This is a genomic window from Serratia sp. AS12, from assembly GCF_000214195.1.
Lineage (GTDB): Bacteria > Pseudomonadota > Gammaproteobacteria > Enterobacterales > Enterobacteriaceae > Serratia > Serratia plymuthica.
In genome coordinates this window covers 1,548,048-1,572,873 of record NC_015566.1, presented here as the reverse complement: position 1 = coordinate 1,572,873, position 24,826 = coordinate 1,548,048, and the positions used below count along the sequence as shown (strand labels likewise).

Genomic DNA, 24,826 nt, shown 5'->3' with positions numbered 1-24,826 from the left:
AAAGGAAGCCAAGCTTCCGGCCAGTATGGGCGCTGCCTCCCATACTGGTAAATATTCGTGCAGACTCGGCGATTAACGCCAGCGTTCTGCCGCCCAGGCAGCTTGCTGCTCGGCGTCATGGAAGGTCCAGGCCACGAAACGGCTGATCTTTTGCCCCTGCGCCATCTCGATGGTGCGCACTTCCACCGCACCCGCCAGCTTCAGCGCGTGGTAAATGCTTGGCAGAGTCGTATTTTTGGAGATAAGCGAGGTAAACCACAGGCAGTTCTGTGCCTTGCCGACGCTCTCCTCAACCATCTTGCGTACGAAGGCTTCTTCGCCGCCTTCACACCACAGTTCGTTATTCTTGCCGCCGAAGTTCTGTATCGGCTTGTCGGCCACTTCGCCTTTGCCCAGCTTGTGCAGTTTAAGGCGGGTACTGGCGCGCGCTTCCTGTTCTGAACCGTGGAACGGCGGGTTACACAGCGTGGCGTCAAACTTCTCCGCCACGCCGATAATGCCGTTAAGGATAAATTCCGGCTGTTTTTGCAAACGTAGACGCACGCTGTTTCTCAGCGTCGGGTTCATCTCTACGATCATCTTGGCCGAATTGAGCGAGACCGGGTCGATCTCCGAACCGGTAAACCGCCAACCGTACTCGCGCAGGCCGACGATCGGATAAATGCAGTTGGCTCCAATGCCCACGTCGAGAATAGCCACGCCTTTACCGCGCGGGATCTCACCGCCGTTGCTGGTAGCCAGCAAGTCCGCCAGATGGTGCAGATAATCAGCTCGGCCAGGGATCGGCGGGCAAAGGTAGTCGGCGGGAATATCCCAATGTTCGATACCATAAAAATGTTGCAGCAAGGCACGGTTGAGCATTTTAACCGCCGCCGGATCGGCGAAGTCTACCGAGATATCGCCCCAGGCATTCGGTTTGACGAACGGCTCCAACGCCGGGCAACTGGCGATCAGCGCCGGAAAATCATAGCGTGAGCGATGACGGTTACGCGGGTGCAGGCCGCTTTTCTGCTGCGGGAAGGTTTTCTTTTTTTCCACCGTGACGGGCTCTCTTTAAAGGTATTTCTGGCGCGTAAGATACCATAAAGCGACGTCAAACTTGCAGCCGACGAGAAACCCGTCAAAATAAAAGCTCGGTTTATCCACACCAGGTCGTTTATGAGCAGTGAGTCCCGTTATTACTATGAACCCGCCGCAGGCCACGGTCTGCCGCACGATCCGCTGAACGCCATCGTCGGCCCCCGCCCTATCGGTTGGATCTCCTCGGTCGGCGCCAACGGCCAACGCAATTTGGCACCTTACAGCTTCTTTAACTGTTTCAACTACCGCCCACCCATCATCGGCTTTGCCAGCACCGGCTGGAAAGACAGCGTGGCGAATATCGTGGAAACCGGAGAGTTTGTCTGGAACCTGGCGACACGCCCGCTCGCCGAGGCCATGAACAACAGTTCCGCCAGCCTGGCGCGCGGCGAAGATGAATTTGCCTTTGCCGGCGTGACGCCGCTGCCCGGCCGACGAGTGAAGGCCGATCGCGTAGCGGAAAGCCCGGTTAACTTCGAATGCCGCCTGACGCAGTGCATTCAGTTGCAAAGCGCTGCCGGCGAGAAGGTGGAAACCTGGCTGGTGCTGGGCGAAGTGGTCGCGGTGCATATCGACCCCGCGTTGCTGGACGAGCATGGCGTTTATCAAACTGCCGCAGCCGAACCTATCCTGCGCGCCGGCGGGCCGAGCGCCTACTATGGCATTTCGGAACAACACCGTTTCGATCTGCAGCGCCCGGATGCCCTAAAGCGCTGAACGAGCCCCCCTTTCTCCCTCAGGAGAACGGGGGAATTAATGATCAAAAAATCTGAAAGAGATTGTCAATACTCTCCGATTTCATCCTGCCTGTCACTGCGCAATAATCACTCTATCGAAAGGAAGCCCCTTTCTCCCTTACAAACTTGACAGGAATGACCCTCATGAAAAACATCAAAACTTTTGCTGCTGCTATCGTTCTGGCTAGCGTATCTTTCACTTCTTTTGCCGCTGAACACGTCAGCGCACAAGACGCCGCCCAGTTCGAAAAAGCCGGCGTGATCACCGCCAGCGGCGCTACCGACCTGAGCACCCTGAAAGCTCAGTTGGCGACCAAAGCCGACGCGGCCGGTGCCAAAGCCTTTACCATTACCTCTACCAGCGGTAATAACCTGATGCATGCCACTGCGGTCATCTACAACTAAGCATTTTTTTCAGATAAAAAAAGCCCGCCGATACGCGCTATCGGCGGGCTTTTTGCTATGCGTTTTCAGGCCAGGCGGGCGTTAATCGCCGCAGCGAAATCACGACACATCTGCTCGTCGCCCCCGGCGTTATCCGCCAGCACCTTATCGCCATCCACCACCCGGATATGCGCCGCCAGGTCGAAATCCGCCGCCGGCTGCGGCCGGGCGGCGGCATCGGCAATGGTCTGCCGCGCCTCCTGCCATGCCTGCGCTACCGTCTGGTTACAGGCCTGCGCCAGGTAGTCCGGGTTAAAGCCTTCGCCGGTCAGGCTGCGCAGCGTATCGTCGTGGCTGACGCCGTTGCCCGGTAGCCAATAGTGGCGTGCCAGATCCGGGCCAATCGCCGGATTGTCGGTCAGATAACCGTCGCGCTGCTGGAAGAATTGTCGCGTCTGCTCAACCGCCATCAACGCCAACAGATAGCCCTGATAAGAGCAGGCTGACTCCAGCGACAACAGATGCGGGATCGCCAGCGTCGGGCGCGGGCTGCCGCTGATACCCAGTATTTTGCTTTCTACCTCGCGCGCCAGCGCGGTAATCGCCTCCGGCGTGCGTTGTTCATCCTCCCACTGGTACAGCGCCCATTCAAAGTAAGGCACCAGCAAGATATGACGTTCGTTGAACGCACGCATCGGTTGGCGCGCAGCGATACTGGCCTCAATCAGCGCATCCGGCACCGGTTCGCCGGCGGCGTTCTTCGCATAACGTTTCAGCCAATCGGCATCGTCCAGCAGGCTGTCGCAGAACATCGACTGGGTTTCGGCATAGGCCATTGACGTCGGCGGAAACTCCTGCGAGAAACAGGGCGCGTTCTGACAAATATTGGCAAAGTGCGCGGCGTGCCCGCCCTCGTGGAACAGGGTGTTCAGACCATGAGCGCCGCTGCCTACCTGATCCGGCTGCGCCAGACTGGTAAAGTTAATCCGTGCCGGCAGCCATTTACCCTGCTGGATAAACGGCGGCACCGGCCCGTGCATAAAGCCGTTTTCATACTTGCCTGGACGCACCAGCAGATCGAGATCCATCTGCGCGCCGCGAAAACCGATGTGCAGCCGTTTGAAACTGTTGATCCAACGTTCCAGCGACTGAGCAAACGGGAAATAGGGATCCAGTTGGCGAGTCACGTCACCCGCGCTGGCAAAACGCAGGTTCCAGGGTTCCAGCGCCTGTGCGCCTTTCTCCGCCGCCAGCTGTTGCAAGCTGCGTGAATTGGCCTCCCGGGTCTGCAACTCGAAACGATCGAGGATGGCGAACAGCTGTTCCGGCGTCATGCGCTCGGTTTTGTTCACCTTATAGTCAAAATAGTTGCGAAAACCCATCTGGCGCGCAAAGCGGTTACGCAGGCTAATCAGCTCCGGCAGGCCGTTGTGCAGCAACCACTGTTCCAGCTCGCGCAGCGCGTCTTGCGAGCTGCGGCGGTAGTCTTCGTTTTCATTGGTGGCCTGATTGGTCAACAGTTCGCCAAGCGAAGCATTCACCCTTTGCCCTGCGGCATTCAGGTGGCTGACCGGGTTGGCCTTGCGCCGGGTATAAAGGTCCGCTTCGGCGCTGATGATCTGATCCAACAGCGTCTGCGCCTGCGCATCTTCAATCGCGTTGCAGTCAAAGAAACGCAGCCAGCCGTTCAACCCATGTTGCAGCGCATCACGCTGCGCATCCTGCGGCAGGATCTCCAGCCCGGCCAGCAGCCGGCGAATTTCAGCCAGCCGACGCGGTTCGCCGATAAAGCGCTTGTAGGCGCTTTCCGCCGTCGAGAAGCGCGTCGAAACCTCATCACCGCCCGTGCCCATATAGTTCTGCCAGAACAGATCTTCTTTGGTGCGGTGAACGTCGAGGTAGTCCTGATTCAATTGATTGAAGTAATCGAGAGCCTGTTGCATAACCATCCTTTCGGCCAATATGCGTGATGTTCCAGTATAGCCAAGGGATTTACGCGCTGCGTAAACGCGCCAATCCTTGCTCCAGGCTGTCAACTTCACCGGCGGCCAGCAGACAGCAGGCAATCTGGCGCTGGATCGCCAGCGGAATAGCCACGTCCCCCGCCAGGCAACGTTCGGTCCAGCGCGCGGTGGTTTCGGCATCCTTCGCTGCCGGCAGCTCCGGCGTCTCGTCCTGTGCCGGCCGCTCCAGCAACACCTGCTGCTCACCGTTAACGATGTAATGGATCTGCGGGCAGCGCTGCGGGTTGGCGTAGGCTTCCCCTTCGGTACCGTGCATCAGCAGCCCGCGGGCGCCAATCTGGCGAAAGAACGATGCCACGCGGCCGACATATTCCGGGTGCGACACGCTGGCGATGCGCAGCACATCCTGTTCGGCAAAGGGCGTCGCCAGTTTGGCCAGCGTATGGGCGCTGTTACGCACCCCCATGCGCCAGCGCAGGCCAAGCTGCCTGTCCAGCGGGGGGGATAAGGCGTTGACCGGGATAAATACCGTTTCGCCGTTATCCAGACGTTGCTGGGCATGGTCGGCATCTTGCGACCAGGGCAGGCCCAGCGCACGGAAGGTCTCCGCACTGGTGACGCGGGTGCTGTCATCCAGCACGCCATGTACCACCACCGGCAGGCCGACGCGCGTCAGCAACAACGCCAGCAGCGGCGTCAGGTTAGCCTGTTTGCGCGCGCCGTTGTAACTGGGCAACACCACCGGCATCGGTCGCCCCTGCGGCGCCTGCAGGCGCATCACCTGCTGTTGCATCGCCTGGTAAAAGCCCAGCATTTCCTCTTCGGCTTCCCCTTTAATGCGCATGGCGATCAGAATGCCGCCCAACTCCAGTTCACCCACCTCGTCGGCCAGCATCTTTTGATAAAGCTGGAAGGCGGTTTCCCGGTCCAGATCGCGCGCGTGGTTCTTTCCACGGCCTATTTCTTTGATAATTTTGGTGTAATCCATCGCCTGTACGTCCCCTGATTCAGTCTGGGATTAGCATACCCTATCCACGCCGCCGCTCAACCTCATCCGCCAACCGCTGCTGGTCGGCATTACCCGCGCGCAGTCCGGCGATCACGCCGTCGACATCATCAGGGCTACGGTTCTGGTTCATCTTCCATTTGCCCTCGCGCCGGGTCACGGCGATTTCGATACCGACAATGCCCTTGATCTGCGCGGCGATATAATTCGCCGGGGCATCGTCAATCCGCCACGGTTCAGGCTGCCGCCCTTCCTGCAACGCCGTTAACCCTTCCAGTTGCCGGCGCAACCAGCCCGCATCCTCGGTTACCGCCGGTACGCCGTATAGCTGCACCAGGCTGTAATTCCAGGTCGGCACCGCCTTGCCGGTCTGGCGTTTGGTTTCGTACCAGCCCGGCGAGATATAGCCATCAACGCCCTGAAACACCACCAGGCATTCCTGCACCGCCTGTAACCCTTGCCAGTGGCGATTGGCGCGTGACAGGTGCGCCCGCAAGCAGATGTTTCCCTGCTCGTCGGCATCAATCAAAAACGGCAGCGGATCCGCCACCAGCCCTTGCTCACCCTGGCTGATCAACATGCCCAGCGGGTTGGCGCGCACCAGCGCAATTTGGGCTTCCAGGTCATCTTCACGGAATGAGGCAGGTTGATACATGCGTTTGGCTCCTTTGACGTCGGGTAGAAGCCACCAGCAATAACACCTGCCGGCGGTTTGCTAAAGAGCCAGTTTACGCTGTTGTTGGATGATCCACTTCAGCAGCACAAAGGCCACCCCCATCGCCGACAGGTTGTAGATCATGGCGCCGGCAAATGCCTGCCCATAGCGATCCGCTCCGCCGCCCGCAGCCAACAGCGGGACAAAAAACGCGCCGCTGGCGGCGATGCCCAGTGCGCCGCCCACCTGCTGCACGGTGGAAATCACCCCGGCGGCCATGCCCGCCTGCTGCTCCTTTGCCAGCCCGAGCACCAGATTAAGCAGCGGCGTCATGCTCAATGCCTGTCCAAATCCCAGGATCACCAACCCCGGCAGCAGCCAGAGTGGATCCGCCAGCGCCGTGCCCCACAGCACCTGCGCCACCAGCCACGCCATCCCGGCGGCGTAGACCGCCACGCCACCGGCTAAAACGCCGTTGCCCCAACGTTGCGCCAACCCTGGCGCCAGAAACGAGGCCAGCATAAAGGCCGCACTGGCGGGCGCGAACAGGCTGCCCGCCTGAAACGGCGTCAGGCCAATCCCCGCCTGCAACAGCAGCGCAAAGCACAAGAAGAACGAGGAGGCGGTAGAGTAAATCGCCAGCACCACCGCGACCCCAGGGCCAAAGCTTCCCTGCCGGAACAGCGCAGGATCGAGCACCGCATCTCCGGTATGCAGCGCCAACCGACGCTCCCAGCGCACAAAAACCCAGAGTACCAGCACCGCCATTGCCAGCGCGGGCCACACCCACCAGGGCCAGCCGCGCGATGGCCCTTCCAGCAACGGCACTAACAGCAACAACAACCCCGCAGCGGCCAGCAGCAGGCCAACGCCATCCAGTCGCTGCGCCTGCTCGAGACGCGATTCGGGGATACGCCGCGCCGCCAGCAAAGCCAGCGCGCCAATCGGCAGGTTGATCAGAAAAATCATGCGCCAACCGCTGCCGAAAATATCGGCCTCAATAATGAACCCGCCGAGGATCTGGCCGAAAATCGCCGCCAGCCCCAGCGTCATGCCCAGCCAGGCAAAGGCGCGCTGCCGCTGTTGCGGGCCGTACAATACGCGCAGCAGCGCATAAATCTGCGGGAACAACAGCGCCGCCGCCGCCCCTTGCAGGAAACGCGCCGCGATCAGCATGCCAAGCGACGTAGCCATGCCGCACAGCGCCGAAGTCAGGGTAAAGCCCAGCATGCCCAGGCTGAACATCCGGCGACGGCCAAAGCGATCGCCCAAACGCCCGCCGGCTATCAACAACACGCCGAAAGCCAGCTCATAGCCGGCGATAATCAGCCCCACACCGGCAAAATCGGCGGCGAACTGCTGCTGGACAACCGGCGCCGCCACGTTCACGACAAACAGGTCAAACACCGTCACGAATCCGCCCAACAGCAACACCGGCAACCCAGGCAAGCCCCGATCGCCGCGAGATAATGTCTGTTCCATAACACCTCCGAGATTACGATGGCGGCAGTATGGAACATGTCTTAAACTGTTACTATATAGCCATTTATACTATTACTGAAAACAACAGGACAGCCGTATGCCGCCACGTACCCTCAATCGAACCCGTCAGGATCTGGCGGACTTTCTGCGTCAGAAGCGCGAGAAACTGTCGCCGCAGGCTGTCGGCTTGCCGAGCGGTAACCGACGCCGTACGCCGGGGCTGCGGCGCGAAGAAGTTGCGGCGTTGGCGGGCGTGGGCCTCACCTGGTACACCTGGTTGGAACAAGGGCGGGAAATCAACGCTTCGGTGGATTTTCTGGAGAATCTGGCGCGGGTGTTAAAGTTGGATGCGACCGCACGATACCATCTGTTTTTGCTGGCGCATCAGCGCCCGCCGGTACCGGTCGGCCATCAGTGGTGCCAGGTTTCACCGCTGGTGCGCCGCCTGCTGGACGACCTGCAGTTGCGCCCGGCTTACGTAATGAACCTGAGCTGGGACATCATCGCCTGGAATCCGGCGGCGGAAAGGCTGTTCGCCATCGGCGATCGCCCGGCGGAGCAGCGCAACATGCTGTGGATGCTGTTCGCCGATCCGCAACTCAACCAACGGCTGGTGGAGTGGCAGGCACAGGCGCCGCAAATCCTCGCCAGCTTTCGCCGCGACTATGCCCGCGCGCCAGATGACGCCACCATGCAGCAACGGATACAGGCGCTGGAGCAGGTATCGCCGCAGTTCCGCCAGCTGTGGCAACAGCATGACATTCACGGTCGTTGCCAGGGGCAACGCACCTTCAACGTGCCGGGGGCCGGTCAGGTGACCTTTGAGCACGCGTCGTTTATTGTCGATGAGGAAAATCATTTGCGGCTGGTGATGTACAGCGCGCTGGCGCAATGCCCGGCCAGCGCGGCGTTTGAGGCGTTGTTGCAGGCATGAAGCTATTTGCGGCCGTCAAAAATCAGCTTGCAGGCCAACCCGGCGAACACGCCACTCAGCAGGTAGTTCGGCCAGCGTGCGCTGAAGCGACGGCCGACAAAACGGCTTTTCATGCCGCTGACCGCCAGGATCACCCCGCCGTTAATCAGCAGGCCCACCAGATTCAGTACCGTCGCCAGCAGCAGCATCTGCACCACCACTGAACCGGCATGCGGATCGAGAAACTGCGGGAACAGTGCCAGAACGAACAGCGCCATTTTCGGATTGAGCAGGTTGGTGAACAGCCCCTGGCGGAAAATTCGCGCTGTCGGCACAGCGGCTAATCCGGAAGATGCCTGTAAACTGCTGCCTGATCGCAGCGTTTTCCACGCCAGGTACAGCAAATAAGCTGCACCCAACATTCTCACCGCATCATAGGCCAGCGGCACCGCGACAAACAGCTGCGACAGGCCCAACGCCGCCGCCAACGCGTGGCAGTAAGTGCCGAGCTGGATCCCCGCCAGTGACGCGAAACCGGCGCGACGCCCCTGGCTGACGCTGCGCGAAGCGATTAGCAGCATATCCGGGCCTGGAGTTAGCGTTAACGCCAGACAGGCACCGGAAAACAATAAAAGCGTGGAAGCATCAACCATAAATCACCTGAGCTGAACGTGGCGGGAGCGAAGCTTTATCATAGCCACGCCATCGGCGTTTACCAGCGCCAAATCATTGCCACGGAGCTTTGGGCAGGAAAGCCGCCAACAGAGCGTCGATCGCCACCCGCACCCGTAGCGGCATCGCGGTCCCCTTCAGCCAGACGACGTTAATCGCCAGCCCCGGCCCACAGCTGTCTGGCAGGATTTCCCGCAGCGTTCCCGCCGTCAGCGCGTCGTGCGCCAGCCAGCGCGGCAACATGGCAATGCCGTGCCCGGCGCAGGCGGCACTCAGCACCGCCTCCATATTCCCCAACCGCAGGCGGGCCGGCGGTTGCAGCCGCTGAGTTTTCCCCTGTGGGTCCAGCAGTTGCCAGGGCTGGCTACGCCCGTCACGCAGCATGCCGATCGCCTGATGCTGCAACAGCTCAGCCACGGCACCAGGCTCCCCCTGCCGCGCCAGATAGGCCGGTGCGGCGCAAAGTATCTGCTTCTGCTCGCCCAACTGGCGCGCAGTGATGGCCGCCGCATCGCCGGGGGAGCCAATGCGCACGGCCAGATCGATGCCCTCTTCCGCCAGATCTGACGCACGGTTGGAAAACAGCGCTTCGAGATGCAACTGCGGGTAGCGGTCCGTCAGCACCAACAGCGGCGGCAACACCCATTTTTGGCCGAACAGCACCGGCAGCGATACCCGCAACCGTCCTTCCGGCGTGCGGGCGCGGGCTGCCAGTTGGCTTTCCGCCGCTTCCAGCGCCGCCAGCGCTTTAAGACAGTCGTCATAAAACAGCTGCCCTTCATCAGTCAGCGACAAACTGCGCGTGGTGCGCTGAAACAATCGCACCTGCAACCGCTGCTCCAATCGCGCCACCGCTTTACCCACGGTTGAACGGGAAAGTCCGAGCTGTTCCGCCGCGCGGCTAAAACCGCCGGCCTGAACGGCCTGCACAAAGGCGCGGATCGCATGTAATCGTTCGCTGGAGATCATGATGGCTGCCCTATTGGCGACATTAATTCGCTTATTAAACGATGAAACGCCGCCACTGGCTACTCTCTGCACTGAGTAAACTGAACGCATTATTTTCAGCCGAGGAAAACCCATGAGCGAACACAGCGAAGTCCTGACCGAAACCGGCACACCCCGCCTGTGGCGATTGCTGATCGGCATCAGCATCGCCAGCTTTTTGGGCTGTATCGATTTCACCATCGTCAATACCACAATACCGGCCATCCAGCGCGAGCTGGCGGCCAGCCTGAGCCGCGTACAGTGGGTAATGGCGCTGTTCGTGATGGCGCTGTGCGCCTTTATGGTCAGCGCAGGGCGGCTGGCAGATTTGTACGGGCGCCGTCGAGTGCTGTACAGCGGGATGCTGGTGTTCGCCGGCGCGTCGCTGGGCGCCGGGCTGGCGGGCAGCATTGAGCTGCTCAATGTCTGGCGCTTCGTACAGGGTGCGGCCTGCGCCGTGTTGTACACCGCCACCACCTCGATTGTCGCCGATGCCTGGCCGCCGCAGCAGCGCGGTCGCGCCATCGGTATTTTACTGGCGGTGAACGGACTGGGCCTGGCGATCGGCCCGGTTGCCGGTGGCCTGTTGGTCGGCTCGCTGGGCTGGCGCTGGGTGTTTCTGTTGAACGTGCCGTTGATCGCGCTGAGTTTCGCGTTCTGTCTGGGAACGGTGCGGGAATCACGCGCACAGCAAGGCGCGCGGCTGGATATTCCCGGTCTGTTGCTGTTGATTGTCGGCATCGCCGGGTTGTTGCTGGCCATCAGCCAGGGCGGCCAGTGGGGCTGGCTGAATGCCAAGACCCTGCTGACAGCCGCGTTGGCGGTAGCCGCGCTGGGCCTGTTGTTGCCGGTCGAGCGTCGGGCGCATTCACCGCTGGTGCCGCTGGAATTGCTGCGAAGCCCAGCCTTACTGCGCGTCTGCCTGCTGAGCGCGCTGCTGGCCTTCTTCTACTGCGCCGCCTTTTTCCTGATGCCAATCTATCTGGAAAGCACCCGCCACTACGGGGGCGCAATACTGGGTTTGTTGCTGTTGCCCACCACGGCAGTGATGGCATTCATCTCGCCCTGGGTGGGTCGATGGGTGGATAAATCCGGCCCACGACCGGCGTTGATCCTCGGTTTTGCGGCGCTGGCCGCCTCCGCCGCGCTGCAAAGTCTGTTTACCGCCACCAGCCCGTTGCCTCTGATCCTCAGCGCCTTCGCTCTGATGGGGCTGGGTTGGGGTTGCATCCTCGGCCCGCTGGTGATGGCGACGCTCGGCACCGTCAGCGAAGCGCAAAGCGGCGGCGCGCTGGGCATCACCTGGACGCTGCACAACCTGGGCGGCGCGGTGGGTCTGGCACTGGCTGCGTTGATTTACCCGGCCTACGGCTACCGGGCGGTGATGCTGTTATTACTGACGTTGTCACTGTTCGGATGCCTGCTTGCCGCCTGGCGTAACCGCTAATTTCACCTTGCGCTCTCCCAGCAGGTTCATGCCCGCTGCCGCCAACAAGATAATGGCGGCGCCGGCAAACTGCAGCGCGACCAGCCGATGACCGAACGCCAGCCGGTCCACCAGCATGGCGGCGATCGGATAAATAAACGACAGCGATCCGATCAGGTTAGTCGGCAGTTTTTGGATCGCGCCGTACAGCAGCACGTACATCAACCCGGTATGCAGCACGCCAAGCGTGGCCAGCATGCCCCATTGCCCGGCAGTCGCCGGCGCGTGGAAATCCACCAGCGGCAACAGCATCACCACGCCGACCGTCACCTGAATCAGTGCAATCAGATGCGGCGGCGTGCCTTTCAGCCGTTTGGCCGCTAACGCCATCAGCGCATAGAAAAATGCCGCACCGAGCGACAGCAAAATACCCATCAGGTAGTTGCTCTGATCGCCCGCCTGTTTGGGCTGAGCCAGCACCACCAGCATCATGCCGACAAACGCCAACGCCAGCCACAGCAGCTTGCGGGCGGTGAGTTTCTCGCCGAGAAACAGCGCTCCCAACGCGACCAACATAAACGGCTGGGTGTTGTACACCGCGGTGGCAATGGATATGGACGCATAAGAGTAGGCGGCAAACAGCAGCAGCCAGTTGATCACCAGCGCCACACCGCCGGCAATCGCCAGCAACAAAGTGGCGCGCGTCAGGCAATCGCGCCGCAGTTGTCCCAGCGCTCCGCAGATAGCCAGCAACACCAGCGCGCCCACCGCACAGCGCCAGAACACCACATTGATCACCGGCTGGCCGGACATCAGTACAAACCAGCCAATGGTGCCGGAAATCAGCATCGCGGCTATCATCTCCAGCGAACCGCGCTTTATCTCTGCGTTCATGGTTATTTCCTCAAGGTTAAGCCTATGCCCTTAGCTTGAGGTTTTTCCGCACAGGTTTCCATCGCATAAAAAAGGCCAATATGCTTAACTGCCTTTTTATCGCAGGTGTAATAAACAAAATACCTAATGGAGAGCTTATGGATGATATCGATCGCCAGATCCTGACCATTCTGGCGGAGGACGCGCGAGCGTCGCTGAAAACCCTGAGCGCCAGGGCCGGGCTGTCGTCGCCCAGCACCTCAGAGCGGCTGCGGCGGCTGGAGGAAAGCGGCGTGATCCAGGGCTACACCCTGAACGTCAATCTGCAGGCGCTGGGTTACGCTTTTCAGTCGCTGGTGCGCATCAAGCCGCTGCCGGGCATGCTGAAAAAGGTCGAGCAGATGATTCAGGAGATCCCCGAAGTGATCGAGTGCGACAAGGTGACGGGCGAGGACTGCTTTATCGTGCGCCTGGTGGCGCATTCGATGGAGCAGCTCGACCATATCCTCGACAAGCTGGCCGAGCGGGCGCAGAGCAACACCTCGATCGTCAAAACCACGCCGGTGAAGCGCCGCCTGCCGCCGCTGCTTTGATTAACGCGTGCGTCGGCGGGTAAACGGGTTCTTGCGCTTTTTGTCTTTTTTCTCCGCTTCAGCGGCAGACTTGAGCGCAGCCTTGTGGGCCTTGTCCGCTTCCGGCACCTCGCGCTGCTCAATCGGAAACACCGGCAACGCCGCCAGCAGCCGCGCCCCGTAGCTTTTGGTCAGCAGACGGCGATCGTAGATCACGATCTCGCCGTGGCACTCATTGCTGCGAATCAACCGGCCAACCTGTTGGATCAGGTTGAACGAAGCGCTGGGCAGGCTCTGCACTTCAAACGGATAACGTTTTAGCGATTTTAGCCACTCGCCCTCGGTGAGGATCACCGGGCTGTCGATCGGCGGGAACGCGATTTTGTGGATATGTACCTGGGTCAGCAGTTCACCTTTCAGATCCAGCCCTTCGGCAAACGACTGCAGGCCAATCAACACGCTGGCCGTGCCCTTTTCAACCCGTTTACGGTGTTCTTCAACCAGCCGGTAGCGCGGCTGATCCCCCTGCACCAGCAACATCAGGCGCAGATCGGTAACGTAGCTGAGGAAGGTTTGCATCGCCCGGTGGCTGCTGAACAGGATCAGCATACCCTTGTGTTTGCCGCTGGCCTGCTCGGCGCGGAAGAAACGCGCCATTTCTTCCAGGTGTTCCGCTTCGTTGGCTATCGCCGGTTCAAAGCGCATGTTCGGAATGACAATTTTGCCCTGTTCAACGTGATTGAACGGCGAGGACAGGGTTTCGAAGCGGTCACCGGCCTTTTCGCTCAGCCCGCTCATTTCTTGCAGGCGCGCAAAGCTGTTTAGCGAACGCAGCGTCGCCGAGGTGATCACCACGTGCGGCACTTTGCGCCACAGCAACTTTTCCAACTGATCGCTGACGCGAATGCCAACGCAGTGCAGATACAAGTGCGTCACGTTATCGCGCAGGTCGCGCGTGACCCATTTGGAGATCGGCGCGTTGGAGGATTTATCCAGCGCCGCCAGCCGCCACAGTTTGCTCATCGCCTCAAGATAGCCCAGCGTGCGGCTCATCTGAATGATCGAACGGTGCAGGCGCACGATATCGTGCTTGCCGGTCTGTTCGGTGAGATCGTTCAATATGAACTCCGCCACCCCGCGCAAGGCGTCGGTCAGCTTAAACAACCTTGCACTGGTTTCCACCATCTCCGCCGGCAGCTCGCCCATTTCAAACCGGTGTTCGGCGGGAGCGCTGTCGGTGGGCAGATAGGCGCTGACCTGATGCTCGAAGATCTGGATCAGCTCACGCAACTCTTCGCAGTGATTTTTCAATCGTTCGTCATTTGCCAGCCCCGGCGGGTTTTTCGGCCGGTATTGCGTCATGCACTGTTCGACGTGGCGCACGATCATATCCAATTGCAGGTTGGTCGACAGCGCGGTGATTTCGCCGTCAATCTCCAGCGCATCGCGCGCCACCTCCGGCAAATGATGGCCTTCGTCCAGCACCAGCAGCAGCTCTTTCGGGTTCGGCAGCACCGATTCGGTTTCCAGCGCCGCCATCACCAACGCATGGTTGGCCACCACCACGTCGGCGGTTTCAATCTCTTTGCGGGCGATATAAAACGGGCATTCGCGGATGTAATGGCAGTTGCGCCCCAGGCAGTTGGCTTTGTCGGTGCTCAGTTTGCCCCACAGCGGATCGTCGATCGACAGCTGATAATGGTCGCGCAGCCCGTCCCACTCATGGCGGTTGAGCGCCTTGGTCAACTTTTGGCACAGCGCCTGCTCTTCGCCGCTGGACGGCGCCAGTTCGTCATCGAGGAACAGCGTAAGGTCACCCTGCTCGCTGACGTCGGTGCTCAGCGCCGCCAGATTGCGCGGGCACACGTAGCGCCCACGGCCAAAGGCACCGGTGAATTTCAGATCGGGGATGATCTTTTTCAGCAGCGGCAAGTCTTTGCTGTAGATCTGATCCTGCAACGCCACGTTGGCGGTGCTGACCACCAGCGGTTTGCTCTCCGCGCGGCCAACGGCGATCCCCGGGATCAAATACGACAGCGTTTTACCGACGCCGGTCGGCGCCTCAATCGCCAGATGGCGCGGGTAATCGCCGGCCAGCGTCTTGGCGACTTCGGCGATCATCTGCCGTTGCGGCGCACGGGAAATAAAATCCGGTATTTGTTGCTGCAGGGCTTTGTACCACTGGCCAATCTGATCTTTTACTGCGGGGGAGAGCGCCATTCAACTCTATATCTAAACGAAATGATGGCGCTATTGTCCCACAGACCGCCGGCCGAGTCAGCCCGAGTTATGGCTGGCTTTCAATCATTGAGGCACGGCCAGCACTGAACGACCACTCATCCAGTTGAGTGGTGGTGATGACGATCATCACATCTTCCGGACGCAGTTGCAGGTTCTCCCCCAGCAGCGCCGCCAGCCGTTGATAAAAACGCTGTTTGGTGGCGGTATCGCGCGGGCGCCCGATGGTGATGTAAAACAGCACATAATCCGCCGAACGCGGCCCGCCAAGGTAATCGCGGTCGTAAATCAACTCTCCGGGGCGGTATTGATCGATGGCCTGAAATTTGTCGGCCGGCGGCACGTTGAAGGTGTCGACCAACGCCTGATGCAGGCTGTCGGACAGGGTTTGCAGATATTGCGCTGATTTTCCCTGATGCAAGGCAATGCGGCTGAAAGGCATAACGTTACTCCTGTTCCAATTCACGCAGGCGCGCCACGGCGCTAGCCGCCGCCGGCCAGCCGGCATAGAACGCCAGATGGGTGATCAATTCGGCAAGTTGCTCGCGGTTCACGCCGTTGCGTTGCGCCAGTTGCAAGTGAAACGGCAACTGCTCTACGCGATTCAGCGCCACCAGCGCGGCGACGGTAATCAGGCTGCGTTCGCGCGGGCCAAGCTCCGGCCGCTGCCACACATCGTCGAATAATACGCTGTCGCTGAGCTGCGCCAGCTTGGGGGCAATATCGCCGAACGCCTGTTGGCCGGCCTGTTGGGAAGGTTGCATCATTTTCTCCTGCTGTTTAACGGATAGCCTTAAGCTACTCGCCGTCATGGCCGGTGAAAATCGGGATTTTTGACAGTCTTAATCCACAAAATCAGAACAGTTGGATCATTGAACGGCGCCCGGGACTGCCCGGTGCATAAATCTCGCGCATGATTCTTCCAGAAACCTGGAGAGATATTGTTAGCGGTAAATTGGCCGCAGACACCTGTCCGTTGAAGAAATTCACTCTTTATGCAACTTTTTTAATCGTTCGATATGGAAATGAATATTTTGTCATAAATAGATCACATAACTGAGGTAAAAAATCCTCGCCGCAAACAAACAGGCGGCACAGTGAAACAGCAGTACAACTGATGATAAGCGTCTTTCAATCGAATAAAGCAGGGTAAATCATGAAACGTAATCTTCTGGCCGTTATTATTCCGGCACTTTTAATTGCGCAGACAGCACAGGCAGCAGAAATCTACAATAAAGACGGCAACAAGCTCGATTTTTACGGCCGCGTAAAAGCACTGCACTATTTCTCTGACGATACCGGTAATGATGGCGATAAAACCTACGTGCGTATCGGTTTTAAAGGCGCGACTCAAATTAACGATATGCTGACCGGCTACGGCCAGTGGGAATATCAGATTTCGGCTAACCATGCCGAATCCGACAGTGCGAAAGACACCAAGACCCGTTTGGGCTTCGCCGGTCTGAAATACAAAGATCTCGGCTCATTCGACTACGGCCGCAACTACGGCATTATTTATGACGTGGGCGCCTGGACCGATATGCTGCCTGAGTTCGGCGATGACGCTTACGTCAAAACCGACAACTTCATGAATGGCCGCGCCAACGGCCTGGCAACCTACCGTAACAACGATTTCTTCGGCCTGGTCGACGGCCTGAAGTTCGCGGTACAGTACCAGGGCAAAAACGAAAACGATGGCCGCGCCGGCAGCAAGGCGAACGGCGACGGTTGGGGTCTGTCTTCCAGCTACGAAATCATCGACGGTCTGAGCCTGGGCGGTGCCTATGCCTCTTCCAACCGTACTGCAGGCCAAAAAGCAGGCACCTTCGGTAAAGGCGATAAAGCCGATATCTGGGCCGGCGGTCTGAAATACGACAACAACAGTGTTTACCTGGCCGCGACCTATTCGCAGAGCCATAACATCGTGCCTATTTCCGGCACCGCGACCATCAATAACAACTCCACCTCCGTTAGCGGCTTTGCCAACAAGGCGGAAGGCGTGGAATTGGTTGCGCAATATCTGTTCGACTTCGGCCTGCGCCCATCGCTGGGTTATGTTCAGTCGAAAGGGAAAAATATTGAAGGCGTCGGCGATGCCGACCTGGTGAAATATTTTGACGTTGGCGCTTACTACTATTTCAACAAGAACATGTCGACCTATATCGATTATAAAATCAACCAACTCGACGACAACAATAAGCTGGGCCTGAAAACCGACGACGTTGTAGCCGTCGCCCTGACTTACCAGTTCTGATGTGACGAATAACCACCACTGCAATCTTTAGCTTCGGCTACTTGAAAAGATTTATTTCACCGGGCGGCTGCGCCCGGTTTTTTTCATTTGCGCTTTCTGCCCCCAGGCCCCTGCCCGATTCCCGCTCTGCATCCCGTAACCGCACGCAGAAACTTGCCTTGTAAAACAATCGGGTATAGATGTAATACCCTACGGCTTTCACGTTGCCGACCACAAGGTTGCAGCCTGAAAGATGACGGGTATCGCCTCCCTTTCCCACAGGAATAAGCCATGCACAACGATGGACGGTTTGAGTATCAAAGTGCCCTGCGCTACAGCAGCGACCAATTGGCGCAGATCCTCTGCCACTGTTTTGAAAACTACATTGTGCGTTTTTTCATTGACGGCGCCACCTTTGCCAGCCGCTTTGGCGCCGAAGACCTCAGCCTGAACGACAGCCTTATCGTCACCCATCAACAACAGCCGGTGGCGCTGGCGCTGATAAGCCGCCGTGGCCTGCACAGCCGGGTAGCGGCGCTGTCCATCCGCCCGGAAATGCGTGGCAAAGGGCTGGGGAAAGCACTGATGCAGCGCATCGTCGCCGACGCGCGTAAGCGTGGCGATCGTCGGCTGTCGCTGGAAGTGATCGAAGGCAATGACGCCGCACTGGCGCTCTACCACCAGTCTGGCCTGCGTATCGTCCGCACCCTGACTGGCCACCAGGCCGATGAACCGACAACCGCCGACGTGGCGGTGCTGCAAGAGATTGATCCGTTGACCGTCTCGCACCGCCTGACGGCCGAAGGCGCCACCGACCAGCCCTGGCTGATCGCACCGGAATCGCTCTACAAACTGCCCGGCAAACCGCACGCCTTCACCCTTGACCGCCAGGCCTATGCGGTGGTGCAGACCGGGGCAGAGAAGTGTTTCTTACGTATGATCTACGTGCCGCCGCAGCACCGCGGCAAAGGACATGCCCGGGCGCTGCTGGCTGCGTTGCAAGCACACTTTTCGCCGCTGCCGCTGGCGGCCAACGTTTACGTTCCCGAGGTAGCAGCGCCCTTCTTTGACCGGCTCGGCTGGCGGCAAGACGCGCTACGCCAGTTTGAGATGGCGATGACATTGAATACCGCACAATAACAACCCGAAAGTTATCCCTTTATTCAGGGCAGGAGAAAACATGCAGAAAATGACCCTTGGCGCGGCGATCGGCATCGCGCTACTGACGCTGACCGGCTGCGCGCAGCCGCCGAAAACCGATCTGCAAGCCCAACAGCGGCTGGCAGACCAATCGGTGTTGGCGCTGAACTGGTTCCAACAGTCCGGTGAATACCAGGCGTTGGCGCACCAGGCATTCAACAGCGGCAAACGCGCCTTCGATCAGGCCAGGGCCGCGCCGGGCAAGAAGAAGGCCGTGGTGGTCGATCTGGACGAAACCCTGCTGGACAATAGCCCGTATTCCGGCTGGCAGGCACAGCAAGGCAAGCCGTTCGCCGCCGCCACCTGGGCGAAATGGTCGCAGGCCGAACAGGCGGGGGCCGTGCCGGGCGCGGTGCAGTTTGCCCGTTACGTCAACAGCCACCAGGGCACGATGTTCTACGTCTCCAATCGCAAAGTGTCCGAATACGCCGCTACGGTCGCCAATATGCAGAAACTGGGCTTTACCGGCATGTCGGAAAAAACCGTGCTGCTCAGCAGCGACACGTCCAATAAGCAGGCGCGTTTTGACGCTATCAAACAGGCAGGCTATGACATCGTGGTGTACGCCGGCGACAACCTGAACGACTTCGGCGCGGCAACCTATCACAAGGATAATGCGCAACGTCGGGCATTCGTCAGCGATAATCAAAGCAAGTTCGGTACCGAGTTTATCGTGTTGCCTAACCCGCTGTACGGCGACTGGGAAAGCGGTATGGCCCGCGATTACAACAAGCTGACGCCGGAGCAGAAGCTGCAAATCCGCCAACGGGCCATCAAGGCCTGGAACGGGCAGTAATCGCGTACAAACAGCGTAGTTTCCAGTACAGTCGCGCTCTGCGTATACCCTATGGATTTCAAGTTACAGCCAGGCGGCAAGCTCGTTCATCCCCAGGAGCTTACTCAAGTAAGTGACTGGGGTGACAAATCTGTCGGGAGCAGATTTGAACGCTGCTTGCAGCGGCCCCTTAAGGGGCGTGGCCCATGGACGGGCCACGTTACTGAGCGCGGCCAACAACGCTGTAGCTTGAAAGACGACGGGTATACTTACAATAATTTGTACATATAACTGGTGGCATCCAGCGCGCTGCCGTTGCTGGCGCGGGCGTACTGCGGAATGCTTCCCGCCAGCTGAAACCCCAGTTGACGGTACATGCCCTCGGCCGTATCGCCGGTCAGGGTATCCAGCACCAATAAATGCCGCTGATGCTGAATCGCCCTTTGCTGAATTTGCAGCATCAGCTCACGGGCGATGCCCTGGCGGCGAGCCTGCGGATGCACCATCAATTTCACTACCTCGGCGCGGTGACGGCCGTTGTCAGGCATGTCCAGCAGCAGTTGCACCGTACCGACCACTCGCCCCGCTTGCCGGGCAACCAGCAGGATCCTTTCTTCACGCTCAATCGCCGGCAGCAGACGGCGCCAGAACGCCTGCGCCTGTTCCAGGGTGAAAGGCATTACAAAACCAATACTCGCACCTTGCGATACGCTGGCTTGCAGCATCTCGGCCAGCTCGGGAAGAGCGTTTTGTACCTCGTCGGCGTTCAGTTGCTGTATCTCAATCATGATCAGGGCCTGCAGATAACAAGGGTGTAATGGGCCGGCGTGGTGCCGGGCACAGCAAACTTGGAAGCGCCGAACAGCCGGTAACGCAGACAGTCGCCCGGCTCAAGCTGGAAGGTGCGGTCATCAAGCGTCAGCTCAAGCCTGCCCTCCAACAGCCAAAGATGGTGCTCAAGCGCATGTACCGAAGGCGCGTCATAGGCAATTTCCGCCCCGGCTTCAAGCCGGCCTTCGATAAACTCCGCCTTGAACAGCGCGGCGGGCGGCGATACCGAGCGGCGATGAAAACCGCTGGCGCTGTCGACCCACACCGGTTGCTGCTCACGGCGCAGCAGCTCCGGCGGTTCATCCTCGACCTCGCTCAGCAGGCGTGACATGGTCAGCCCATACGCCGAGCACAGCTTGTTCAGCAGCGAAGCGGTCGGGCTGGTTTCCGCGCGCTCCACCCGCGACAACGTCGCCCGGCTGATGCCGGTTTGCTGCGCCAACTCCTCCAGCGACCAATTCTGCCGCTGACGCAAGTCAGACAGCCGCTGTGCCAAACGGAGATCGGCGCTTTCCAATCCATTATCCATTCTCATGCTCCTGATGATAAATCCCATATAAGAGAAATAATCTCAAATAAGGGATTCGTCAACCGGATTTTAAAACAGGCCGCACAGGGCGATAAAAATCAGCATGCTCAGCAGTACCACCGCCAACATATTGCGCAAGAAAAACGCCAGTATCACCGCAAACAGCGCGCCCCACAGATAAGGGTTATCCGGTACCGCGCGCAAGGTATCGCCGCTGAAAGCCAGGATCGGCCCACAGATCGCCGTCAGCACCGCCGGCACGGAAAAACTCAGCAGGCGCCTGAAGCGTGGCGACAGCCGCACCGGCAGGCCTGGTGCCAGAAAACAGTAACGGTTGAAAAACACCACCAGGCCCATCAGCACTATCGTCAACCAAATCATGGGCGCCCCTTGCTGCACAGCATGCCGGCGCCCATCGCCGCGACGGTGGTGATAATCAACGCGCCCGGCACCTGAAAATAATGCAGCGCCACCGACAGCGGCAACGCAGTCAGTACGCACGCCAGCACCGGCAGGCTACGGATCATCGGTACCACGATGGCGATAAAAGTGGCGGCAATGGAGAAATCCAGGCCATAACGGTCCAGATCCTCGGCGCTGCCGGCGGCCAGCACGCCCAACAGAGTGAAAAAAATCCAGCTCAGGTAAAAGGTCAGCCCGGCACCCAGCGCGTACCAGCGGTTAAAGCGCGCCGGGGCCTGGTTGCCGGTGAGGGCAAACAGCTCATCGGTCAACAGGAACCCCAACAGCAAACGCCAACGTAAAGGGAGCGGCGCTACGCTTTCCCGCAGCCGCAGGCCATACAGAAAATGTTGGGCGGTGACAAAAAAGGTCGAGACCAAAATGGCCAGCAACCCCGCCCCGCCTTTGATCATGCCCATCGCCACCAGTTGCGAGGCTCCGGCAAAGACAATGGCCGACATGCCCAGCCCCTGCGCCGCGGTCAAACCACTCTGAATGGCCATCGACCCCGCCAGAATGCCCCAGGGCAACACCGCCAGACACAGCGGCAGAATCGCCGCCGCCCCTTGCAGCGCCGGGCGCAGTCGGGAAACCGGCGGCTCGGTGAGGATTGATAAATGCGTCATGCTGTTCTCCTTCGTTTGAAGGCACAGCCTACGGCAGGAGGCTTCCGGGGTATTGCACAGGATTGCGCGGCTATTTCAGCGATTTAACATAGTCGCCCGGCGTGATGCCCATCGATTTGCGGAAATGGCGGTGGAAATGGCTTTGATCGTGAAAACCGCTGCTCAGCGCACTGTCCAGCACGCCGTGGCCGGCCTTCAGCATTTGGCGCGCCTTGCGCAGCCGGGCCTGGATTTGGTAAGCATGCGGCGGCAAACCGGTGGCCAATTGAAACTGACGCAGCAGATAGTAAGGGCTGAGCGCCACCCGTTCCGCCAACTCCAGCAACGAAACGTCTGCCTCGGGGAAATCATCCAGAAAAGCCTTTACCTGCGTGACCTGGCGCTGCGCCTTACTCTGCGGCGCGGGGTCGATGCGGCTTTTACCGTGCCGCAGCATCAGCCAGGTGAGCGCAGAAAACACCATGGTTTCTTTCAGCAGACGGTTTTCATCGCTGCGCAGCAGGCTGAACGCCAGCCGCAGCTGCCCGGCAAGACCGACATCGTGAATCACCGGATGGGGGAAATAAGGCGTTGCCCCGGCGCCGGTTTTCAAATCTCGCGAGAGAAACGCCAGCAACTCCGGGGTGGGATACATTGCCTGATAGGACCAGCCGTCTTCGCTGGCGGCGCTGCCGGTATGGATATCGTCGGCGTTGACCAGAATGATGCTGCCCAGCGGCGCCACGTGCTCGCCGCCGGTCCGGTAAAAACGCTGGGCGCCGTCGTCGATCACCCCCACGCAGAAGCCTTCGTGGCTGTGGCGCGAGAAAGTCTGACGGCGATAGGTAGCCTGCAGCACCCCCAACCCGCCGAGTTCGTCGACGTGCATGAAGCTGGCCTGCTCCCGACGAGCGTTACGCCCTGCGCTTTCCACCATAGTATCCGCCTCCGCTGAATGAAGTTTATTCTATCATTCAGTGGACGGATGGTTTTGTACAAAATTGCCCGTCTCGTTGGCCGGCGGCGCGATGGCCGCACAGCGCCAGGCGCTAAACACCGCCAGCAACGGCGCCAGGGCAAACAGCAGGAACAGCCAGCGTGCGGCATTGGCCGCCCCCACTGCCCCGCCCGGCTCGTTCAGCCCGGCCAGATTCGCGATCATCCCGGCCAGCGCCGCGCCAAAGGCGGTGGCAAACAGCTGCACCGTGGTGATGGATGCGCCGGCGATATCCTTATCCGCTTCAGGGGCGACCTGCAGGATACGCGTCAGCAGATGCGGCCAGCCGAAACCTATGCCGAATCCCACCAGCGTCAGCGCGATAACGATCGGCGTCAGCGCCAGCCAGTGGCCGCCGGAAGGTGTCGGCATCAGGATAGCCAGCGCCAACAACCCCACCAGCACGAACAGCGGCCCGCTGATGATCGCCCGGCGGATGCCCGCACTGCGCCAGCCGGAACTGAGGATCTCCGACAGCGTCCACCCCGCCGCCATGGTGGCCGCAATGTAACCGGAGATCAGCGGCGATTGACCATGCAGGGTTTGCAGGAAGTAAGGCACGAAGATTTCGCTGGTCATGCCTACCACCAGCAGGGAGACGGTGATATACAGCGAGGCCAGCTGGGAGCCGCGACGCAGAGCGCCATGCGGCAACAGCCGTGCGCGAGAGTGCGCTTCGCGCTGTATCAGCCAGGCCATCAACAGCAGCGCCAGAGCAATGCCGCCCATGTTGACCCACGCGCTGTCCGCCAGGCTACCGGCAGATACCACCAGCACCGCCGTCGCCAACAGCAGCAACTGAGCCACCGGCAACGGCGCCGCCTGTTGCTGAGGTTTCCCCTTGGGCAGGATCAGGAAAGTGAAACCGGCGTACAGCACCATGATCGGCAACAGGATGCCGAATGCCCAGCGCCAGGCGTTCAGTTCGGCAAAAATCCCGCCCACCGCCGGCCCCACCAGCGTCGCAATGCCCCACATCGCCGACACCAGCGCCATCGCACGCGGCCACAGCTTTTGCTCAAAGACCAGATTGATCATGGCGTAGGACAACGCAAAGATCAGACCGCCGCCAAACCCCTGCACCGTTCGGCCGATCAGCATCACCGGCATCGACGGCGCCAGCGCGCACAACATGGCTCCGGCGATAAAAAACAGCGACGCCACCAGATAGGCGCTGCGTGCGCCATAGCCGCTGAGCAACCGCGCGGATAACGCAGAGCCGAGAATGGACGCCACCACAAACAGCGTGGTGTTCCAGGCATAGAGATTCAGGCCGCCGATATCCTGCACCACCGAGGGCAAAATAGTGGTGGCGACCAGAATATTGATGGCGTGCAGCGCTACGCCGAGTGAGAGCGCAATCGCGCTGGCGCCATTTTTGCCGGAGAAAAGATCGCCCCAGCGACTATCATCGTTAGTTATCACAGTTGTCGTCCTGTTTTCAGAGTAATGGCATTGAGTTGCGGGTGATATTGCGTTAAATTTAACAAGTGTTAACTTGGAATAATGGTAGGGCGAGGCGGAGAAATATGTCAAGAATAAACTTGGAAAATAGCGATAGCACCGCACAGTCGGTCAGTGACCGTTTGTTGACACTATTGAAAACCCGCGGCCCACAACAAGCGTCTGATGCAGGGAAAGTCCTTGGCACCACCGGTGAAGCTGCGCGCCAGCAGTTCGTCAAGCTGGCGAAAGAGGGCTTGGTTGAAGCGGTGGCGGAAACGCGCGGCGTCGGCCGCCCGGTGCAGCTGTGGCATCTGACCGTTGCCGGTAATGCACGTTTTCCGGATACCCATTCCGAATTAACGGTGCAACTGCTGCGCACCGTGCGCGACAAACTGGGCGAACAGGCGATTGACTTGCTGATCGACACCCGCGAACAGGAAACGCGCATTAACTACAAACAGGCGATGATCGGCGCGACCGATTTGCAAGAGCGCGTCGCGCGCCTGACGGCCATCCGCACCCGCGAAGGCTACATGGCCGAATGGCGCGCCCAGGAAGACGGCTCGTTTCTGTTGGTGGAAAATCACTGCCCGATCTGCGCCGCCGCCACCGTCTGCCAGGGATTCTGCCGCGCTGAACTGAGCATTTTCACCGAGGTGTTGCAGGCGCAGGTTGAGCGTTCCGAACATATCCTGGCCGGCGCGCGACGTTGCGCTTATCGCATCTCGCTGCTGTAAGCAGGCCCTCCCCATGTACTGG

General features: G+C 59.7%; 26 protein-coding genes. 9 read left to right on the top strand and 17 right to left on the bottom strand.

Going from position 1 to position 24,826, the window contains the following annotated elements; genetic code table 11:
• Positions 1-72: 72 nt before the first annotated feature.
• Positions 73-1,038, bottom strand: a complete 966-nt coding sequence (gene rlmF, locus SERAS12_RS07390) for a 23S rRNA (adenine(1618)-N(6))-methyltransferase RlmF (protein ID WP_013812117.1) — start codon at positions 1,036-1,038, stop codon at positions 73-75.
• A gap of 120 nt (positions 1,039-1,158) precedes the next feature.
• Here rlmF and SERAS12_RS07385 point away from each other — a divergent pair, with 120 nt between their 5' ends.
• Positions 1,159-1,797: a flavin reductase family protein gene (locus SERAS12_RS07385; protein ID WP_013812116.1), complete on the top strand. Its 639-nt coding sequence runs from the start codon at positions 1,159-1,161 to the stop codon at positions 1,795-1,797.
• 164 nt (positions 1,798-1,961) lie between these two features.
• Positions 1,962-2,222, top strand: a complete 261-nt coding sequence (locus SERAS12_RS07380; RefSeq protein WP_013812115.1) for a YdgH/BhsA/McbA-like domain containing protein — start codon at positions 1,962-1,964, stop codon at positions 2,220-2,222.
• Between the two features lie 65 nt (positions 2,223-2,287).
• Here the strand turns inward: SERAS12_RS07380 and SERAS12_RS07375 are convergent, their stop codons facing one another.
• From SERAS12_RS07375 to SERAS12_RS07360, 4 genes are read right to left on the bottom strand one after another with little or no spacing between them, the layout of a single operon-like run.
• A complete protein-coding gene (locus tag SERAS12_RS07375) occupies positions 2,288-4,144 on the bottom strand; it encodes a M3 family metallopeptidase (protein ID WP_013812114.1) in 1,857 nt (618 codons plus the stop codon).
• A gap of 49 nt (positions 4,145-4,193) precedes the next feature.
• Complete coding sequence (ybiB, locus tag SERAS12_RS07370) at positions 4,194-5,153, bottom strand: DNA-binding protein YbiB (protein WP_013812113.1); 960 nt, start codon at positions 5,151-5,153, stop codon at positions 4,194-4,196.
• Between the two features lie 40 nt (positions 5,154-5,193).
• The gene (locus SERAS12_RS07365; RefSeq protein WP_013812112.1) at positions 5,194-5,826 is read right to left on the bottom strand and encodes an FMN-binding negative transcriptional regulator; all 633 of its coding nucleotides are present in this window, start codon (positions 5,824-5,826) and stop codon (positions 5,194-5,196) included.
• Positions 5,827-5,886: 60 nt separating this feature from the next.
• Positions 5,887-7,308, bottom strand: a complete 1,422-nt coding sequence (locus tag SERAS12_RS07360) for an MFS transporter (RefSeq protein ID WP_013812111.1) — start codon at positions 7,306-7,308, stop codon at positions 5,887-5,889.
• A 97-nt stretch (positions 7,309-7,405) separates the two neighbouring features.
• On the opposite strand from SERAS12_RS07360, the gene SERAS12_RS07355 reads away from it, so the two are divergent.
• Complete coding sequence (locus tag SERAS12_RS07355; protein WP_004942209.1) at positions 7,406-8,242, top strand: helix-turn-helix transcriptional regulator; 837 nt, start codon at positions 7,406-7,408, stop codon at positions 8,240-8,242.
• 2 nt (positions 8,243-8,244) lie between these two features.
• Here SERAS12_RS07355 and SERAS12_RS07350 read toward each other — a convergent pair whose 3' ends face one another.
• Together SERAS12_RS07350 and SERAS12_RS07345 are read right to left on the bottom strand one after the other, a co-directional pair.
• A complete protein-coding gene (locus tag SERAS12_RS07350; protein WP_013812110.1) occupies positions 8,245-8,874 on the bottom strand; it encodes a LysE family translocator in 630 nt (209 codons plus the stop codon).
• A 73-nt stretch (positions 8,875-8,947) separates the two neighbouring features.
• Positions 8,948-9,862 (bottom strand): LysR family transcriptional regulator, encoded by a 915-nt coding sequence (locus tag SERAS12_RS07345; RefSeq protein WP_013812109.1) that lies wholly within the window; start codon positions 9,860-9,862, stop codon positions 8,948-8,950.
• A 112-nt stretch (positions 9,863-9,974) separates the two neighbouring features.
• Here SERAS12_RS07345 and SERAS12_RS07340 point away from each other — a divergent pair, with 112 nt between their 5' ends.
• Positions 9,975-11,327 (top strand): DHA2 family efflux MFS transporter permease subunit, encoded by a 1,353-nt coding sequence (locus SERAS12_RS07340; RefSeq protein ID WP_013812108.1) that lies wholly within the window; start codon positions 9,975-9,977, stop codon positions 11,325-11,327.
• Here the strand turns inward: SERAS12_RS07340 and SERAS12_RS07335 are convergent.
• Positions 11,286-12,200: a DMT family transporter gene (locus SERAS12_RS07335; RefSeq protein WP_013812107.1), complete on the bottom strand. Its 915-nt coding sequence runs from the start codon at positions 12,198-12,200 to the stop codon at positions 11,286-11,288. The two genes, SERAS12_RS07340 and SERAS12_RS07335, sit on opposite strands and share 42 nt — an antisense overlap.
• A 137-nt stretch (positions 12,201-12,337) precedes the next feature.
• Here SERAS12_RS07335 and SERAS12_RS07330 point away from each other — a divergent pair, with 137 nt between their 5' ends.
• Complete coding sequence (locus SERAS12_RS07330) at positions 12,338-12,772, top strand: Lrp/AsnC family transcriptional regulator (RefSeq protein ID WP_013812106.1); 435 nt, start codon at positions 12,338-12,340, stop codon at positions 12,770-12,772.
• On the opposite strand, the gene dinG is transcribed toward SERAS12_RS07330, so the two are convergent.
• The 3 genes from dinG to SERAS12_RS07315 all read right to left on the bottom strand — a co-directional run bounded on the left by dinG (position 12,773) and on the right by SERAS12_RS07315 (position 15,753).
• Complete coding sequence (gene dinG / locus SERAS12_RS07325) at positions 12,773-14,971, bottom strand: ATP-dependent DNA helicase DinG (protein ID WP_013812105.1); 2,199 nt, start codon at positions 14,969-14,971, stop codon at positions 12,773-12,775.
• A 67-nt stretch (positions 14,972-15,038) separates the two neighbouring features.
• Entirely contained in the window at positions 15,039-15,431 is a 393-nt protein-coding gene (locus SERAS12_RS07320) for a tautomerase family protein (RefSeq protein ID WP_013812104.1), read from the bottom strand.
• 4 nt (positions 15,432-15,435) lie between these two features.
• Complete coding sequence (locus SERAS12_RS07315) at positions 15,436-15,753, bottom strand: carboxymuconolactone decarboxylase family protein (RefSeq protein WP_006324318.1); 318 nt, start codon at positions 15,751-15,753, stop codon at positions 15,436-15,438.
• A gap of 392 nt (positions 15,754-16,145) precedes the next feature.
• Between SERAS12_RS07315 and ompC the strand changes: the two genes are divergently transcribed.
• The 3 genes from ompC (at position 16,146) to SERAS12_RS07300 (ending at position 19,218) form a co-directional block, all read left to right on the top strand.
• Complete coding sequence (gene ompC, locus SERAS12_RS07310; RefSeq protein ID WP_013812103.1) at positions 16,146-17,243, top strand: porin OmpC; 1,098 nt, start codon at positions 16,146-16,148, stop codon at positions 17,241-17,243.
• A 270-nt stretch (positions 17,244-17,513) separates the two neighbouring features.
• Positions 17,514-18,362: a GNAT family N-acetyltransferase gene (locus SERAS12_RS07305; protein ID WP_013812102.1), complete on the top strand. Its 849-nt coding sequence runs from the start codon at positions 17,514-17,516 to the stop codon at positions 18,360-18,362.
• A 40-nt stretch (positions 18,363-18,402) separates the two neighbouring features.
• Positions 18,403-19,218, top strand: coding sequence for a 5'-nucleotidase, lipoprotein e(P4) family (locus SERAS12_RS07300; RefSeq protein WP_013812101.1), 816 nt, complete (start codon positions 18,403-18,405; stop codon positions 19,216-19,218).
• Positions 19,219-19,466: 248 nt separating this feature from the next.
• Here the strand turns inward: SERAS12_RS07300 and SERAS12_RS07295 are convergent, their stop codons facing one another.
• The 6 genes from SERAS12_RS07295 to SERAS12_RS07270 form a co-directional block, all read right to left on the bottom strand.
• Positions 19,467-19,985 (bottom strand): GNAT family N-acetyltransferase, encoded by a 519-nt coding sequence (locus SERAS12_RS07295; RefSeq protein WP_013812100.1) that lies wholly within the window; start codon positions 19,983-19,985, stop codon positions 19,467-19,469.
• Positions 19,986-19,987: 2 nt separating this feature from the next.
• Complete coding sequence (locus tag SERAS12_RS07290) at positions 19,988-20,557, bottom strand: helix-turn-helix domain-containing protein (protein ID WP_013812099.1); 570 nt, start codon at positions 20,555-20,557, stop codon at positions 19,988-19,990.
• A gap of 69 nt (positions 20,558-20,626) precedes the next feature.
• The gene (locus SERAS12_RS07285; RefSeq protein ID WP_013812098.1) at positions 20,627-20,938 is read right to left on the bottom strand and encodes an AzlD domain-containing protein; all 312 of its coding nucleotides are present in this window, start codon (positions 20,936-20,938) and stop codon (positions 20,627-20,629) included.
• Positions 20,935-21,645: an AzlC family ABC transporter permease gene (locus tag SERAS12_RS07280; RefSeq protein ID WP_013812097.1), complete on the bottom strand. Its 711-nt coding sequence runs from the start codon at positions 21,643-21,645 to the stop codon at positions 20,935-20,937. The genes SERAS12_RS07285 and SERAS12_RS07280 overlap by 4 nt, the downstream gene beginning before the upstream one ends.
• A 70-nt stretch (positions 21,646-21,715) precedes the next feature.
• The gene (locus SERAS12_RS07275; protein WP_013812096.1) at positions 21,716-22,561 is read right to left on the bottom strand and encodes an AraC family transcriptional regulator; all 846 of its coding nucleotides are present in this window, start codon (positions 22,559-22,561) and stop codon (positions 21,716-21,718) included.
• Positions 22,562-22,594: 33 nt separating this feature from the next.
• Positions 22,595-24,046 (bottom strand): MFS transporter, encoded by a 1,452-nt coding sequence (locus SERAS12_RS07270; RefSeq protein WP_013812095.1) that lies wholly within the window; start codon positions 24,044-24,046, stop codon positions 22,595-22,597.
• A gap of 104 nt (positions 24,047-24,150) precedes the next feature.
• On the opposite strand from SERAS12_RS07270, the gene SERAS12_RS07265 reads away from it, so the two are divergent.
• Positions 24,151-24,804 carry a metalloregulator ArsR/SmtB family transcription factor gene (locus SERAS12_RS07265; protein ID WP_013812094.1) on the top strand — a complete coding sequence of 218 codons (654 nt, stop codon included), beginning with the start codon at positions 24,151-24,153 and terminating at the stop codon, positions 24,802-24,804.
• Positions 24,805-24,826 lie beyond the last annotated feature (22 nt).